Source organism: Pseudomonas sp. 10B238 (assembly GCF_000970615.1).
In the GTDB taxonomy this organism is placed as follows: Bacteria; Pseudomonadota; Gammaproteobacteria; order Pseudomonadales; family Pseudomonadaceae; genus Stutzerimonas.
Window position 1 is genome coordinate 18,692 of the sequence record NZ_KQ033947.1, and the last position, 15,433, is coordinate 34,124.

Genomic DNA, 15,433 nt, shown 5'->3' on the forward strand with positions numbered 1-15,433 from the left:
ACGCACTGACCGTTAGTCTCCCTCTGCCGTTGCGGTCATCAAGTAGTCACAGCCGAGGCACACCGTCGAGCCACTGACACGCTCACGGGAGTTGCCTGATGACGATGAACGCCGGTGCCCTGGCGGCAAAATCCTCCACTCCGATTACGCGTCAATGGCTTTCCTGGCTGCTGGTGGTCACGCTGATCTATCTGCTGCTGGCTGCGGTCGGCGCGATCGGCGACGGCTTCAAAGCCGCAGTGGGCGACAACGCAAAAGAACTGTTCGCTTTCGCCACCAACCCCTTTGTCGGGCTGATGATCGGCCTGGCTGCAACGGCGCTGATTCAGAGTTCCAGCACGGTGACCTCGATCATCGTGGGCATGGTCGCCGGTGGCCTGCCGATCCCTATCGCGATTCCGTTGATCATGGGCGCAAACATCGGCACATCGCTGACCAGCACCATTGTCAGCCTCGGCCATATCCGCAGTGGAGAAGAGTTTCACCGAGCCTTCGCTGCGGCCACGGTGCATGACGCCTTCAACATCACAGCGGTGACCATCCTGCTGCCGGTGGAGTTGCTCTTTCATCCACTGGAGCGCATGTCACAGGCGCTTGCGGGCCTGCTGGTGCATGACAGTGCCGGCGTCGACATGAAGAGCATGAACTTCATGAAGACCATACTGACCCCTGCCAGCGAGCTGCTCGAAGCCAGCGTGTCCTGGCTACCGAGCACGGTGTGGGCCGGTGTCGGGCTGATCATCATCGGGATCGGGCTGATCCTCTTTGTGGTCCAGGCCATTGGCAAGGTGCTGCGCAAGGTGATGGTGGGTCGCGCCAAAGACATCATGCATGCAAGCGTCGGACGCGGACCGGTGTCCGGCATTGCCTCTGGAACGGTCATCACCATACTGGTGCAATCGTCATCCACCACAACAGCACTGATTGTGCCGCTGGCCGGCACGGGCGTGTTCACGCTCCGGCAGGTCTATCCATTCACCCTGGGTACGAACATTGGCACCTGCGTCACCGCCCTGCTGGCCGCCACGGCAATCGCCGGGCCCACGGCAGAACTGGCGATGCAGATCGCGCTGGTGCATCTGATGTTCAACCTTCTGGGGATCTCCATCATCTACGTGCTGCCGTTCCTGCGCGGCGTGCCTCCGGCGATTGCCAACTTCCTCGCGGACCTGGCTCAGCGCAACAAGCTGTATGTCGGGGCCTATATCGGCGGCGTGTTCTTCGGCCTTCCGTTGCTGCTTATTGGCGGCAGCCAACTCTGATCCTGCCTGGAGCCAATCATGCAAAGCGAACGCCGCATCCAGACCGAGAACCGCATCCGCGAACTCCGTGAATCGCTGAACGAACTCGAGGCCCAGCTCGAACGCATCGACGGACAGGAACAGCAAGCGCAACACCGTGAAATCGACCATCTGGATGACTACATCAATGCCGTGGACACGCGCTTCAACAGCTTCCAGCTGTTCTGGACCACGCTCAAGGCTGACTGGCTGAAACCGAAATCCTGAGCCGGTAGAAGGAACTCTCCATGCACATCGCCAAATCCAGCGCGTTACTGCTGATCAGCCTATTGCTTGCCCTGCACACCACGCTCGCATCAGCCGAGGGAGCAACGGAGGCAGCGGCATCCGAAGGGCTGCTCATCGACGGATCGAGCACGGTTTACCCGCTAACCCGTGAAGCGATAAAACGGTTTCAGCGTGCCCGCCCCGGTCATCCGATCAACGTTGAGTTTTCCGGGACCACCGCAGGTTTTCGTCGCTTCTGCGACGGCGAGACGGATATCAATGATGCGTCGCGCGAAATGAACGCCGAAGAACAGGCAGAGTGCGCCAAGAATGACGTCCGCTACCGCAAGATCCCCCTGGCCATGGACTCCATTGCGGTAGTGGCACATCCCAGCAACCACTGGGCGAAAGACATCACGGTAGATGAACTCAAGGCCCTATGGGCACCGGAGGCAGAAGGTCGGGTCACGCGCTGGAACCAGATCCGCCCCGAATGGCCGGACCGTCCCGTGAAGCTGTTCGGACGGGGCCAGGATTCGGGCACCTACGATGTTTTCACCCGTGAGATTGTCGGCGCGACGCACCGCAGCCGTCAGGACTACACCGCCAGCGAAGACGAGGAACAGCTGGCCGCCGGGATTGCGGCCGAGCCCGATGCGCTCGGTTTCTTTGGCATCGGTGCGTACCATCGGCATTGGGACGAACTGAAGTTGCTCGCCGTGGACAACGGCAACGGACCGGTTTACCCGACGCTCGCCACGGTCAGCGAAGGACGCTATCAGCCACTGACGCGCCCGCTGTTTGTATACCTGAACGAAGAGAGCCTGCAGCGCAAACCGATCACCCGCGCATTCGTCGAACACTATCTGCAGGGGTTGCCCGGCTGGATTCACTTCACCGGCTACATGCCACTCAGTGCCGAGCAATACGAACGCAGCCTGGCGATCCTGCAGAACTCACCGGAGCAGCCCTCGCCCGAGCCGAACTGAGCCGATGCTTGAATCGCTGAGCAAATCCGGTAGGCTCGCACCTTTCCCACTGGAGTAGACCCACATGGCACGAGCCACCGCCCGCCACATCCTGGTTCCCACCGAAGAAAAGTGCAACGAGCTGAAGGCTGCCATCGAAGGCGGTGCCGATTTCGCTCAGGTTGCCAAGGACAATTCCACCTGCCCGTCCAGCCGTCAGGGCGGCGACCTGGGCTCGTTCGGCCCCGGTCAGATGGTCAAGGAATTCGACACCGTGGTTTTCAGCGCCCCGCTCAATGAAGTCCAGGGCCCAGTGAAAACCCAGTTCGGTTATCACCTGCTGGAAGTGACCAGCCGCCAGGACTGATCCCTCGGCCCCCGCACCTCAAATGCGGGGGCGCCGCTCTTTGCTGTCGATGCAAAGAAGCGCCCTATCCCAAGCCCCCCGCTCCACCTTGATGATCACGCCTGCAGACGGAAACGCCCCGTCAACGCCTTGAGCCCGTTCATGCTCTGCATGATGGTGTTGCCCGACGCTGCCGTGTCGTGCGTGGCGCTGGCCGCCTGATCGGCCACCTGGGCGATACGCGTCAGCGACTGATTCATGTCCTCGGCAACATGCGACTGCTCCTCCGCCGCCGTCGCAATCTGGTTGGTCATGCCGCGAATGGTCTGTACCGCGCCGACAATCTGTCCCAGGGCATGTTGCGCCGCTTCGATCTGCGTAAGCGTTGTCGTGCTGCTCTGCCGTGAAGCGTCCATGGCTTCGCCGGCACGTGTAGCCTGGCTCTGAAGCCGCTCGACCAGCACACTGACTTCCTTGGCTGAATCCTGCGTACGGCTGGCCAGGCTGCGGACCTCATCTGCCACCACGGCGAAGCCGCGACCCTGCTCGCCCGCGCGTGCCGCCTCGATGGCAGCGTTAAGCGCCAACAGGTTGGTCTGCTCGGCGATGCCACTGATCACATTGAGCACCTTGCCGATTTCGTGGCTGTCCTGCACCAGCTGCTGCATCACGCCGGCCAGGCCATTGACATGCCCGGTCAGGGCGCGAATAGCCGTAACCGATTGGTTCATCACTGCGTTACCCGCGCTGGTTTCCTGCTCGGCGACGTCGGCAGCGCTGGCCGCTTCGACAGTGCTGCGCGCGACTTCCTGCGAAGTGGCGAGCATCTCGTTCATGGCAGTGGCCACCTGATCGATCTCGGCCTGCTGACTTTCAACGTTGCGCGCACTGTCGCCCGCCAGACTTGCCATGCGCACGCACTGAGCATCAGCGTCATCGGCGGCCTGGCGCACGCCACGGATCATCTCGCCAACCTCTCCCAGCAGCCGGTTGTAAGCGAGGGTGATCATGCCGATTTCGTCGTCCGCATGGCGCACCTGCATAGGCGAAGAGAAGTCGCCCTGGCTAACCTTCTCCAGCCGCTCACGGAGCTGATCGACATGCCGCATCAACCAGTTCATGCCAGCCACCCGACCGAGGACAACCAATAACAAAATGGTCAGAGTCGAACCCATCGCAACCCAGAGCTGCTGGGTCGTATTGCGATTCACTTCAGTCGAAATCAGAGACACCACCTCGTTGGAGGCGGCGAGAATCTCATTGGCATCCGCCGCGACCGTTTTGAGATCAGCCTGCTGGCCAGCGGCCAACAACTGTACGGCTGGACGATAGCGCTGCCATATCTGGTCGACGCGCTGCAGATGAGGCTTGGCGCTGGCCAGCTCCACCGGGGCGATGCCCTGGCTACCATCGCCATTGAGCAGGAGACGATGAGACTGCTCGAAGCGCTGGATGGTTTTGTCCACTTCAGCCGGGCCACCGATGCCCTGTGCGGCCAACAACGCCTCTTTCATCATCTTCTGGCTGAGCATGCGCTGGGCACCGGCCATGTCGATCTGGCTGGCGTCCTTACTGGACATGAACAGCACGCCGGCCGTTAGCGCCGCGCAAAGAAAGATCAGGCTGTAGGAAAAGAAGAATTGCTGATTGATGGTACGCAGACCCAGCCCGCGCAAGAGAGATTGAATGACGTTCGCCAGGGTGCTGGTCATGGAAGATATCCAACTGCAGGAGAGGATGCGACACAGTCGACAGAAAGGATCGCGATTACACACTTCTCGGCTGCAGCCGAGGCAACTTGATAGCCATAGACAAACTTTCGCAAAAGCACGCCACACAAGGGTTCTAGCCGATTTTAATCGCTCATGACCGGCCGGTCGGCGCCTTGATCCAGATCACTAAAGAGGCTGGTTGAAGTAGTTTTTTTGCTCAACCGAACGCCACATAACGACTATGGTCAGGTAATGGCAGGGCTACTTGGCTGCCACCCATTTCATTGAGGACTCGTCATGTTTCATGTAACCCGCATTGGTGATAAACGCATCGACGTGGATTTCTCCGGCAAACTCGACAGCAGCGAGATGCGCTTTGCGTTGGACGAACTGCTGCGAAAGTCAGAAGGCATCAGTCACGGCCAGATGCTCTATCGCATCGGCGACTTCGATGTTCCGACGCTGGGCGCGATGGGTGTCGAACTGGCACGAATCCCCCAACTGTTTCGCTTCATCCGCCGTTTCGATCGCTGCGCAGTGGTGTCCAGCAAGGAGTGGCTACGCAAGGCCAGCGAGATCGAGGGGGCACTGTTTCCCGGTTTGACGATCAAGGCCTTCGACGAAAACCAGAACACCGAAGCGCACAACTGGCTGGAGAGCCAGAACTGAACCCGCGCCTTCACCAGCCGCCTAGCGAGGCGTGCCGAACACCTGTGTCCAGTAGCTGCCGGCGGCGCTGGACTTATCGATCGCATAGGCCGCACCCATCTCGGTGAAATCCGGGTTCATGATGTTGCTGCAGTGCCCAGGGCTGGCCAGCCAACCTGCCATCACCTGCTTCTCCGAGCCTTGCCCAGCCGCAATGTTTTCGCCGATCCGCTGCCAGCTATAGCCGGCACGGCTGGCGCGGTCGCTGACCTGACTGCCATCCGGAGCCCGATGGCTAAAGTAATTCTGCGCTGCCATGTCACGGCTGTGGGCGAGCGCAGCATCGCCCAGCTTGGCATCCCAGCTCAGTGCGGGAGCCGCCTTGAACGAACGGCTGCCGCAGGTTCGCGGCTTGGACCGCGCTTCGTTGACCCGTTGCAGAATGTTCTTGCCCACCTGCTGCCAGTCGCCTAGATCAGGCGACAGCAGCGGTTGGGCCAGTAGCACCTGCCAGGTGTTGCCCTTGCGCGACACGCCGATCTCAGCGAACTCGTGACTACGTAGCGGCGCGCAATAACGCTGCTTCAACGCTTGCATAGCTGTTTTCGCGTCCGCCGGGCCTGCAACGGACATGGCCTGCAGCTTGGCCGGTCGATAATCCGCAGCTTGCAGCGCTTTCTGCAACTGAGCGCCGCTAGCGGCCGGCTGCACATTCAGTGCCTCGTTCGGCGCCAGAGGCCCGACAGTTTGGCCCTTGCCGTCCCCGCAGCTTTCTTCCGCCTCACGAAATTCGTTTATCAAGCCAATCAATGGGTGAGGCTCCTGAGCTTGTGCCTGGCACGCCAGGCTTGTCGCCAGTACCAGCAGAACGCCGGCTGCCGCGCGGGACGGCTCCATGGATGCGGAGGCGTGAAATGGAATCGCGTTAAATGGGCTCATGGATCACCTGTCAGTCTGGGTTAAAGATGCTGACCACGATCCACTGCAAGCGATCCTCTCTCTCGCACATGCCGCGCGGCCAGGCACGTGGCGAAGATGCGATGATGCACAACGAAGCCAACCCCTGACCCTGCACGCCCGATCACACTCATGACGCTTTCTGACTTTCTGCTGTTCGCACTGCCGGCGATCTTTCTGACCGGCCTGTCCAAAGGTGGCTTCGGTGGCGCTCTGGGCGGGATCGCCGTACCGTTGCTGGCCTTGGCAATCTCGCCGAAACAGGCCGCTGCGGTAATGCTGCCGATTCTCTGTTTGGCCGATGTGGTGGGTCTCAAGGCCTATGTCGGTCACTGGGACAAGGCGAACCTGAAAGTGATGATGCCCGGTGCGTTGATCGGCATCGCGCTGGGTTCGCTGACCTTCGGCATGCTCGACGAGCGCATGATCGGGCTGATGATGGGCGCGATTGCGGTCGGCTTCGTGCTGTTGGGTCTGTTCACCAACAACGACAAACCGCGACCGCTGCAGCGGGGTCGCGGTACGTTGCTTTCCTCGATTGCCGGTTTCACCAGTTTCGTCGCCCACGCCGGCGGGCCGCCCATCATGATGCACCTGCTGCCGCAGCAGCTGGACAAGCTGCGCTATGTGGCGACCATCAACCTGTTCTTCCTGATGACCAACGCGATCAAGCTGATTCCCTATGCCGCGCTCGGCCAGTTCAGTCGCGAAAACCTGTTGATCAGCCTGACGCTGGCGCCAGTGGTGCCGTTTGGCGTCTGGGCCGGGCTCTGGTTGCACAAGCGCATCGACCACAAACTGTTTTACCGAATCGCCCGCGTGGGCATGCTTCTGGCCGGGCTGCAGCTGATCTGGAAAAGCCTCTGAATCTGCAGCGGCTATGACCGGCCGCCCGGTTTTCTGAACGTTTCGCGCGCATGCCCAGTCGGATTCAGTGAACCCAATGCAAAGGAGTCATCCTCATGCTGAAGTTTCTGGGCAGCACAGTAGGCATCATCTTTCTGATCGGTCTGTTGGTGGTGATCGGCTTGTTCGCGCTGATTTTCTAACGCCAACTGAAGACGATCGCATAGCAACCACAGTCCCTCGGTACGCACAACCGCAGGTTGCAAGTTCCATCAACAGGCCGCCGCCAACCCGGCGGCCTGTTTGTTTACGGCTACGGCATATCAACGATGATGACCCTGTCTCCTCGCCTCGTGACTGCTTTTCCCGCCCTGCTACGAACGCTTGGCCTGCTGGCGCTGCTCTGCGTCGCAATGCTGCCGACATCACACGCCTGGGCGCAGGAAGGGGTCGCGACCGTGCGCCTGGACGGCCGCGCCCTGTTTCGCATCGGCCCCCACGAAGAGCTTGAAGCGCGCCCGCGAGCACGACAGATCGAACGGCAATTGGCGGCTGTGCTGGAAACGCCGAAGGGCATCACGAGGGCGCGCATCGAGCCCACCGAAGCCGAGGACGACGACGGCCTGCAGATCAGCGTGGCCGGCCGCCCATTGATGGTGGTCGCACCAGCTGATGCCGAAGCCAATGGACAACCGCTCGACCGGCTCGCCCGAGACTGGGCAGCGATACTCGACCGGGCCCTGGCGACGGCGGCCAAACGCCGCGATTCGGACCGTGGACGGTTTATAACCTCGGTACAGTCGAGCGTCGAAAATGCCTTTGCGCGCCTGCTTGAATCAGCGATCAATATCATTCCGCGGGTACTGGCCGCCCTCCTGGTCCTGCTGCTGTTCTGGGGGCTGGCTACTGCTGTACGCGCGCTCATGAAGAAGATTGTGAGCCGTCTGGCCAACGACCTGACCGTCGAAAATCTGGTCCGGCAGGTGAGCTACTACGCGATATGGGTGCTCGGCATCATCGTTGCCGCAAGCGCCTTTGGCTTGGAACCGAGCACCCTCGCCACCGGGCTTGGCCTGACCAGCCTGGCGCTGGGTTTTGCCCTCAAGGACATCCTCTCCAACTTCGTCAGCGGCCTGCTGATCCTGACGCTGCGGCCGTTTCAGCTGGGCGACCAGATCATCATCGGCGAAACCGAAGGCAGCGTGGAGCGCATCGAACTGCGCGCCACCCAGATTCGCACCTATGACGGGCGCCGGGTACTGGTGCCCAACGCCGAGACCTTCACCTCGCGCGTCACCAACAACACAGCGGCGCCGATCCGCCGCGGCAAGGTGGTCTGCAAGCTGTATTACGGCATCGATATCGACGCTATCAGCGCGGTCATGCGCGACGCGGCTCAGCAGACGCCCGGTGTGTTGGACACTCCGCACGCCGAGGTTCTGCTCAACGATCTGGGCGAGAGTCAGCTGGTGTTCGACGTCCTGTTCTGGTGCGACTCGCGCCGCTCGGATTTCGTTACCACCGCGTCGGAGGTGCGCAAGGCGCTGGTCGCCGCGCTGCGCTCGGCCGGCATAGCGCTGCCGGACCAGGCGCGACAACACATCGTGGTGCATACGCCGGAAAGCTGACCGCCCATCGCGTCGAGCGCTTGCCGTAGCGTGGCCGCTATCGAGCCGAGACGGGGCATTTAACCGGAACCGTGCCCGCCACCCGCGGTCGAGTGTAGGTCAGCGCGCTATACCGCGGCGAAGACAGTACGAGACAAAAGGTCCGACTGAATGAGGCAGTTACTGCAAAACGCTGTGCTGATTAGCGCCACGGCGCTGCTCATGGCGGCCTGCTCCGACGACAAAAAAACCGAGCAAGCCGCACCGCCACCGCCCAAGGTGGAGGTCGTGACGGTCGATCCCAAGCCGATCCCCAACATCATCGAACTTCCAGGGCGCGTCCAGGCCATTCGCATCGCCGAGATCCGCGCGCGGGTCAACGGCATCATCCAGGAACGGCTTTACGAAGAAGGCACCGATGTCGAGGTCGGCACGCCACTGTTCCAGATCGACCCACGAGAGATGCGCGCCAACCTCAAGGCGGCCAAGGCAGCGCTAGAGCGTGCCGAAGCCACCGCGTTGAATGCCGCGCAGGACGTCAAACGCTACAAAGGCCTGGTTGCCAAACAGGCCATCAGCCAGCAGGAATACGACACCGCTCTGGCCACCTTACGCACCGCCAAAGCGGATGTATCGCAAGCCGAGGCCAACGTGCAATCGGCCGAGCTCGAATTGGAATACACCACAGTCGAGTCCCCTATCGAAGGTCGGGCCGGGCGCGCGCAGGTCACCGAAGGCGCGCTGGTCAGCGCCAGCGAGGGCACCCTGCTGACCACTGTGGAGAAGTTCGACCCGGTCTATGTGAACTTCGCCCAATCCAGCTCCGATCTCCTGCAGATCCGTGCACGGCTCGCCTCCGGCGCCCTTGAGCTGCCGGAGGGAGGCCGTGTGGAAGTCAAATTGATCCTGGAGAACGGCCACGAATACCCGCATCTCGGCTACGTCAACTTCTACGCCATGAGCATCGACGAGAACACCGGCACCGTGGCCTTGCGCGCTGAGTTTCCCAACCCGGACAGGCTGCTCCTGCCCGGCCAGTTCGTTCGCGGGCGCATCAATGCCGGCATCCGGCCTGATGGCGTGCTGATTCCGCAGCGCGCCGTCATGGTCAACGACCAGGCAGCGCGCGTGCTGCTCGTGGGCGAGGACGACAAGGTCGTCTCGCGTGAAATCGAGCTCGGCGAGCTCCAGGGCAGCAAATGGGTCATTCGTGAGGGGCTGAAGGCCGGCGAGGTGGTGATCGTCGAAGGCGGCGGCGGCGTCCGCAGCGGTGCTGCGGTACGGACCACGCCTTACCAGCCTGAAGGCCCACCGGAAGCGCCAGAGTCCTCCATGGCGACCGAGTCCAGCCAATGACGCCGGCGTTCTTCATCCGGCGTCCGGTCTTTGCCTGGGTCATTGCGCTGGGCATCCTGCTGGGGGGCGTGTTGGCCCTGCGATCATTGCCCGTCGAGCAATACCCAAGCATTGCCCCGCCGGCGCTGCGCATCAGCGTGACCTACCCCGGCGCAGACGCATCGGTGCTCGAAACCAACGTCACCCAGGTGATCGAGCAGGAGCTCAATGGCGTCGAAGGCTTCCTCTATATGGACTCGTCGAGCCGCTCCAATGGCAGTGCGTCGATCGAGCTGACGTTCGAGGCCGGCACAGACATCGACATAGCCCAGATGGAGGTGCAGAACCGACTGAGCCGGGTCGAGCAACGCCTGCCGGAGGAAGTCCGCCGACAGGGCATCCAGGTCTTCCAGGCCTCGCAGGATTTCCTGCTGATCATCTCGCTGTTCTCCGAAAACGGCACCATGAGCACGCTGGAGCTCGGCCATTTCGCGACCACCCACGTCCTCGATGAGCTGCGCCGCGTGCAGGGCGTGGGTGACATCCGCGAGTTCTATACCGCCTATGCCATGCGGATCTGGCTCAACCCGGATCGGCTGGCCAGCTTCGGCCTTTCCGCTGCCGACGTGCTGGCCGCGGTGCAAGAGCAGAACAGCCAGTCCGCAGGCGGTGCATTGGGTGCCCTGCCGCTGGCCGAGGGCATCGAGATCAACGCGCCGCTGGAAACCCGCGGTCGCTTCAGTACCCCGGAAGAGTTCGCCTCGATCATCCTGCGTGCCGGCCCGGACGGTTCGGCAATCCGCCTGCGCGACGTCGCGCGCGTGGAGCTTGGCGCGCAGAATTACACATCACGCAGCGAACTCAACGGCCAGCCGGCAGCGGGCCTGGCCGTGCAGCTGTCGCCGGGTGCCAATGCCCTGGATACGGCGGCCGCCGTCAAACAGCGAATGCGAGAGCTGGCTGAGGGCTTTCCGGAGGACGTCTCCTGGACGGTACCGTTCGACTCGACCCCTTTTATCGCCTCGTCGATCCAGCAGGTGGTCGTCACGCTGCTCCAGGCAATGGCACTGGTGGTGCTGGTCATGCTGCTGTTCCTGCAGAACTGGCGCACCACGGTCATCCCCACCATCGTCATCCCAATCACCCTGGCCGGTACTTGCCTCGGCCTGTGGATCGCCGGGTTCTCGATCAATCTGTTGAGCCTGTTCGGCATGGTCCTGGCGATCGGCACCCTCGTGGACGATGCCATCGTGGTGGTGGAAAACGTCAAACGGATCATGGACGAGGAGCAGCTGCCGCCCTATCAGGCGACCGTCAAAGCGATGGAGCAGGTGACCGCGCCCATCATCGGCACGACCCTGGCGCTGATCGCAGTGTTCGTGCCGCTGGCGTTTTTCCCGGGCTCGACCGGCGGCATCTATCGGCAGTTTGCCGTGACACTGTCGATTGCCGTGGCCACCTCGACGGTTCTGGCGCTGGTGCTGACACCCGCACTCTGCGCAGCGTTGCTGAAACCAAGCCAGCCGGACGATGGTAAGCCTGGACTGGGCCAGCGTATCTTCGGTCCATTCAACCGCTGGATGGAGCGCACCACTGACCACTATCACCATGCGGTCGGCGGCATGCTCGCGCGGCCGATCTGGTTTCTACTGGCCTTTGTCGGCTTGCTGGCGCTGACGGCCTTTCTCTACCTGCGAATGCCCAGTGCCTTCCTACCGGACGAAGACCAAGGGTCGTTGATGACGGTCATCCAGGCCCCCGCCGGCGCGACGGTCGAGCGGACCGAAGAAGCCATCGAACAGGTCAAGGCGTTCTATGCGGATCATCCGTTGGTCGACGACGCCATTACGGTCTACGGCTTCAGCTTCTTCGGCCAGGGCCAGGCCCATGCGATGTCGTTCGTGCGACTGATCCCGTGGGAGCAACGCGCCGAAGAGGGCAGCTCCGCCCAGGCATTGGTACGCGAAGCCATGGGCCGTTTTTCGCAGATCAACGAAGCCCGCGTGTTCGCCCTGAACCCGCCCTCGATTCCCGGACTGGGCGTGGCCGGCGGATTCACCTTCAAGCTCGAGGACCGCGGTGGTCTGGGCTACCAGGCACTGCTCGATGCACGCAACCAGTTGTTGGGTAAGGCGAGCGAAAGCCCAGTGTTGCAGAGCGTCCGACCAGAAGGTGCTGACGACGCTCCGCGCCTGCGGGTCAATATCGACCGTATCAAGGCCCGAGCACTGGGTCTTTCGATCAGCGAGGTCAACGCGACACTGGCTATCGCTTTCGGCAGCGCTTATGCCAACGACTTCAACCGTGACGGTCGCGTCCTGCAGGTGCTGCTGCAGGCGGATGCGCCCTACCGCATGACCCCACAGGATGTGCTCGACCTGAAGGTGATCAACGACGAGGGCGAAAGCGTGCCATTCGGCGCCTTTACCACTGTGGAGTGGACCGAAGGGCCGACTCAATTGCAGCGCTACAACGGCTACCCTGCCCTGACCTTGTCCGGCAGCGCCGCGCCCGGTTCGACTACCGGTGAAGCCATGACCGAAATGGAACGACTGGCGAGCGAGCTGCCCGGCGGATTCAGCTACGAATGGACCGGCGCCTCGCTGGAGGAACAGCAGGCGTCCGGGCAGGTCGGTATGCTGCTGGGGCTGTCATTGCTGGTGGTGCTGATGGTATTGGCAGCGCTGTATGAAAGCTGGACAGTGCCCATCGCGGTATTGCTGGTGGTGCCCTTCGGCGCGCTGGGCGCCGTGCTGTTCGCGATGTTTCGTGATCTACCGGCGGACGTCTATTTCAATGTCGGCCTGGTGACCATCATCGGCCTGTCGGCCAAAAACGCAATTCTCATCGTCGAGTTCGCCATCGAAGAGGAAGGCCACGGCAAGAGCCTGACCGATGCCGTGATGAACGCGGTGCGTCTGCGTTTCCGCCCGATCCTCATGACGTCGCTGACCTTCATCCTCGGCATGCTGCCGCTGGTGTTGTCCACCGGTGCCGGCGCGGCTGGCCGCGTCGCGGTCGGTACTGGCGTCATGGGCGGCATGATCGTCGCCACGCTGCTGGGTCTGTTCTACATCCCGCTGTTCTATCTCTCTGTACGTCGCTGGCTGACCAAGCGTCGCCCGCCGACTGCCGAAGACAAGGCGCACCCAGCCGAGGAAGAGGAGGCGCCAGACAATGCCTAGGTTTGCGCCCTTGCTGCTGATCGGCGCCCTGACGGGCTGCCAGCTTGCGCCGTCCCATGAGCCACCGCCCCCGCCCACCGCTGCGCAGTACCCGGCGGACTATCAGCCCATGGACGGCGAGGTGTTGGCCAACGAGATCGGCTGGCGCGAGTTTCTTGAAGATCCACGCCTCGAGCTGTACATCGAGACGGCCCTGCAGCGAAATAGAGACCTGCAGATCGCCGTAGCCCGAATTGAAGAGGCCCGCGGCCAGTTCGGCGTACAAGGCGCCGACCGCTACCCGACGCTGGCCGCTACGGCCGATGCCAGCCGTGGCCGCTTTCCAACCGGTAGTGCCGGTCGCGGCTCCGCAGGCGGTGCGACCTCGGGAGCATCGAGCGGCCAGATCACTGAGCAATTCTCCGTAGGGCTCGGTATCTCAGCGTTCGAACTCGATTTCTGGGGACGGGTGCGCAACCTTACCGAGGCTGCGCGCGCGCAATACCTGTCGACCATCGAGGCACAGCGGGCCTTCCGACTTTCGTTGATAGCCGATGTGGCCTTGACCTACCTCGCTGTGCGTGGCGCCGAGGCGCGCATTGACTTGGCCGAAGCGACCCTGCAAAGCCGCCGCGACGGCCTGCGCATTGCCCGCGTGCGCTTCGAGGCCGGGATCACCTCGGCCTTGGATCTGAACCAGGCACAGGCGCTGCTGACCCAGGCCAAGACCGAGCTGGCCAGCCTGCACCTGGTCCGAGCCGAGCAGGTCAACTACCTCACCCAGCTGATAGGGGGGCCGCTGCAACAGCCGTTGCCGGAGCCGCTGCCGCTGAATGAACAGATCGAACCGCTGCGCCTGGATGCGGGGCTGCCCTCGGAGCTGTTGCTGGTACGCCCGGACATTCTGGGCGCCGAGCTGGACCTGCGTGCGGCCCGCGCCAACATCGGCGTGGCGAGAGCGGCGTTCTTCCCGCAGATCTCGCTGACTGGCAGCTTCGGCTATATCTCCAATGAGCTGGACAACCTGGTCAGCCGCGACAATCGCACTTGGAGCATCGGCCCGAGCCTCTACCTCCCATTGTTCGACTTCGGCCGCAACCGCGGCAACCTGACCGTCGCTGAGGCACGGGAGAACGCGGCTGTGGCGCAGTACGAAAGCGCCATCGAAACCGCCTTTCGCGAGGTAGCCGACGCACTGGCAGGCCGCCGCTGGCTCGCAGAGCAGGTTGCCGCACAAGCGGAGAACGTCGCCACGCTGCGCCGTATCGCCGACCTCGCCCGCGAACGCTACGCCGAAGGCGTGGTGAACTACCTTCAGGTGCTCGATGCAGAGCGCAACCTGTTCGATGCCGAACAGGCGTTTATCCAGGTCAGGCGTGCTCAGATTCAGAACCTGGTGAGCCTGTACATCGCGCTGGGCGGCGGTACCGGGGGTCCGTCGCCCGCGGTACCAACCGATACGACGCAGCGGGCCGCGACCTCCGGTCGCTAAGGCCCGGAGCAGCGCGCTTCCCGACCTGCGGCGCCGAATCCTCGACGTGTCATGGTGGTCCAAAAATCACCACCTAATGACTAGAGGAATTGAAATGGGCCTGTTCGACACGATCAAAGAAAAACTCGGCATGGGCGGCGTGAGCAACGAAGCGCACAAGCCGGTCGATCCGAACAACACGCCGAACCAGCATGCGCCGGATACCGTGGTTGATTCGGAGCGGCCGACCGCTGCACACAACGCCACCACGACACCACCCGGAACTGCGCCCAGCCCCGAAGGGGTGGCTCATTCGACGGGCCAATCAACCAGTGCTGTGGATGTTCCAGCAAAGCTCGACGCAATGGCTGCCAACCATCCAGAGCCGCTGAACTGGCGCACCTCGATCGTCGATCTGCTCAAGTTGTTGGGGCTAGACAGCAGCTTGGAATCGCGCAAGGAACTCGCCACCGAACTGGGCTGCCCGTCAGACAAGATGGGCGATTCGGCCCAGATGAACAGCTGGCTGCATCGCACCGTGATGCACAAGCTCGCCGAACATGGCGGCACCGTTCCACCTGAACTACGTACCTGATAAAGGTCTGGGCCTCGCCGGGTGCTGGTCACTCGGCGGGCACTGATCGCCAGCAAGCTGGGCTCCTACAAGACACCGCGCACTTCCGTAGGCGCGAGCTTGCTCGCGATCAACCTTCAGGCACCTCGTAGCACCGTTAGCCCGCAAACCCGGATCGCCAGCAAGCTGGCTCCTACAAGCCACCGCGCACACCCGTGGGAGCGAGCTTGCTCGCGATCAACCTTCAGGCACCCCGTAGCACCGAGAGCCCGCAAACCCGGATCGCCAGCAAGCTGG

The 15,433-nt window shown here is 62.5% G+C and carries 13 protein-coding genes and 1 pseudogene; 11 read left to right on the top strand and 3 right to left on the bottom strand.

Annotation, left to right across the window (positions count from 1 at the left end; all coding sequences use genetic code 11):
- The first annotated feature begins 98 nt into the window (after nucleotides 1-98).
- The 4 genes from RT21_RS21715 (at nucleotide 99) to RT21_RS21730 (ending at nucleotide 2,843) form a co-directional block, all read left to right on the top strand.
- The gene (locus tag RT21_RS21715; protein ID WP_045425448.1) at nucleotides 99-1,262 is read left to right on the top strand and encodes a Na/Pi symporter; all 1,164 of its coding nucleotides are present in this window, start codon (nucleotides 99-101) and stop codon (nucleotides 1,260-1,262) included.
- 18 nt (nucleotides 1,263-1,280) lie between these two features.
- Complete coding sequence (locus RT21_RS21720) at nucleotides 1,281-1,508, top strand: hypothetical protein (protein WP_046164383.1); 228 nt, start codon at nucleotides 1,281-1,283, stop codon at nucleotides 1,506-1,508.
- A 20-nt stretch (nucleotides 1,509-1,528) separates the two neighbouring features.
- On the top strand, nucleotides 1,529-2,497 hold the full coding sequence (locus RT21_RS21725) for a PstS family phosphate ABC transporter substrate-binding protein (RefSeq protein ID WP_046164384.1): 969 nt from the start codon (nucleotides 1,529-1,531) through the stop codon (nucleotides 2,495-2,497).
- Nucleotides 2,498-2,561: 64 nt separating this feature from the next.
- Nucleotides 2,562-2,843 carry a peptidylprolyl isomerase gene (locus tag RT21_RS21730; RefSeq protein ID WP_003282311.1) on the top strand — a complete coding sequence of 94 codons (282 nt, stop codon included), beginning with the start codon at nucleotides 2,562-2,564 and terminating at the stop codon, nucleotides 2,841-2,843.
- Between the two features lie 95 nt (nucleotides 2,844-2,938).
- On the opposite strand, the gene RT21_RS24500 is transcribed toward RT21_RS21730, so the two are convergent.
- Both RT21_RS24500 and RT21_RS24505 read right to left on the bottom strand, forming a co-directional pair.
- Nucleotides 2,939-3,832 carry a methyl-accepting chemotaxis protein gene (locus tag RT21_RS24500; RefSeq protein WP_371263640.1) on the bottom strand — a complete coding sequence of 298 codons (894 nt, stop codon included), beginning with the start codon at nucleotides 3,830-3,832 and terminating at the stop codon, nucleotides 2,939-2,941.
- A pseudogene (locus tag RT21_RS24505) lies at nucleotides 3,809-4,534 on the bottom strand (type IV pili methyl-accepting chemotaxis transducer N-terminal domain-containing protein); the annotation flags it as partial. The pseudogene RT21_RS24505 and the gene RT21_RS24500, both read right to left, overlap by 24 nt.
- A 297-nt stretch (nucleotides 4,535-4,831) precedes the next feature.
- Between RT21_RS24505 and RT21_RS21740 the strand changes: the two are divergent.
- A complete protein-coding gene (locus RT21_RS21740; protein ID WP_046164386.1) occupies nucleotides 4,832-5,203 on the top strand; it encodes a SpoIIAA family protein in 372 nt (123 codons plus the stop codon).
- Nucleotides 5,204-5,224: 21 nt separating this feature from the next.
- Here RT21_RS21740 and RT21_RS21745 read toward each other — a convergent pair whose 3' ends face one another.
- Nucleotides 5,225-6,121, bottom strand: coding sequence for a CAP domain-containing protein (locus RT21_RS21745; RefSeq protein ID WP_234463692.1), 897 nt, complete (start codon nucleotides 6,119-6,121; stop codon nucleotides 5,225-5,227).
- Nucleotides 6,122-6,271: 150 nt separating this feature from the next.
- Between RT21_RS21745 and RT21_RS21750 the strand changes: the two genes are divergently transcribed.
- The 6 genes from RT21_RS21750 to RT21_RS21775 all read left to right on the top strand — a co-directional run bounded on the left by RT21_RS21750 (nucleotide 6,272) and on the right by RT21_RS21775 (nucleotide 15,157).
- Nucleotides 6,272-7,006, top strand: a complete 735-nt coding sequence (locus tag RT21_RS21750) for a sulfite exporter TauE/SafE family protein (RefSeq protein WP_046164388.1) — start codon at nucleotides 6,272-6,274, stop codon at nucleotides 7,004-7,006.
- A 308-nt stretch (nucleotides 7,007-7,314) separates the two neighbouring features.
- Nucleotides 7,315-8,613, top strand: coding sequence for a mechanosensitive ion channel family protein (locus RT21_RS21755; RefSeq protein WP_046164389.1), 1,299 nt, complete (start codon nucleotides 7,315-7,317; stop codon nucleotides 8,611-8,613).
- A gap of 150 nt (nucleotides 8,614-8,763) precedes the next feature.
- Complete coding sequence (locus RT21_RS21760; RefSeq protein ID WP_046164390.1) at nucleotides 8,764-9,948, top strand: efflux RND transporter periplasmic adaptor subunit; 1,185 nt, start codon at nucleotides 8,764-8,766, stop codon at nucleotides 9,946-9,948.
- The gene (locus RT21_RS21765; RefSeq protein WP_046164391.1) at nucleotides 9,945-13,112 is read left to right on the top strand and encodes a multidrug efflux RND transporter permease subunit; all 3,168 of its coding nucleotides are present in this window, start codon (nucleotides 9,945-9,947) and stop codon (nucleotides 13,110-13,112) included. Before RT21_RS21760 ends, RT21_RS21765 begins: the two co-directional genes overlap by 4 nt.
- Entirely contained in the window at nucleotides 13,105-14,583 is a 1,479-nt protein-coding gene (locus RT21_RS21770) for an efflux transporter outer membrane subunit (protein ID WP_046164392.1), read from the top strand. The genes RT21_RS21765 and RT21_RS21770 overlap by 8 nt, the downstream gene beginning before the upstream one ends.
- Nucleotides 14,584-14,677: 94 nt before the next feature.
- Nucleotides 14,678-15,157, top strand: a complete 480-nt coding sequence (locus tag RT21_RS21775; protein ID WP_046164393.1) for a DUF3597 domain-containing protein — start codon at nucleotides 14,678-14,680, stop codon at nucleotides 15,155-15,157.
- Nucleotides 15,158-15,433 lie beyond the last annotated feature (276 nt).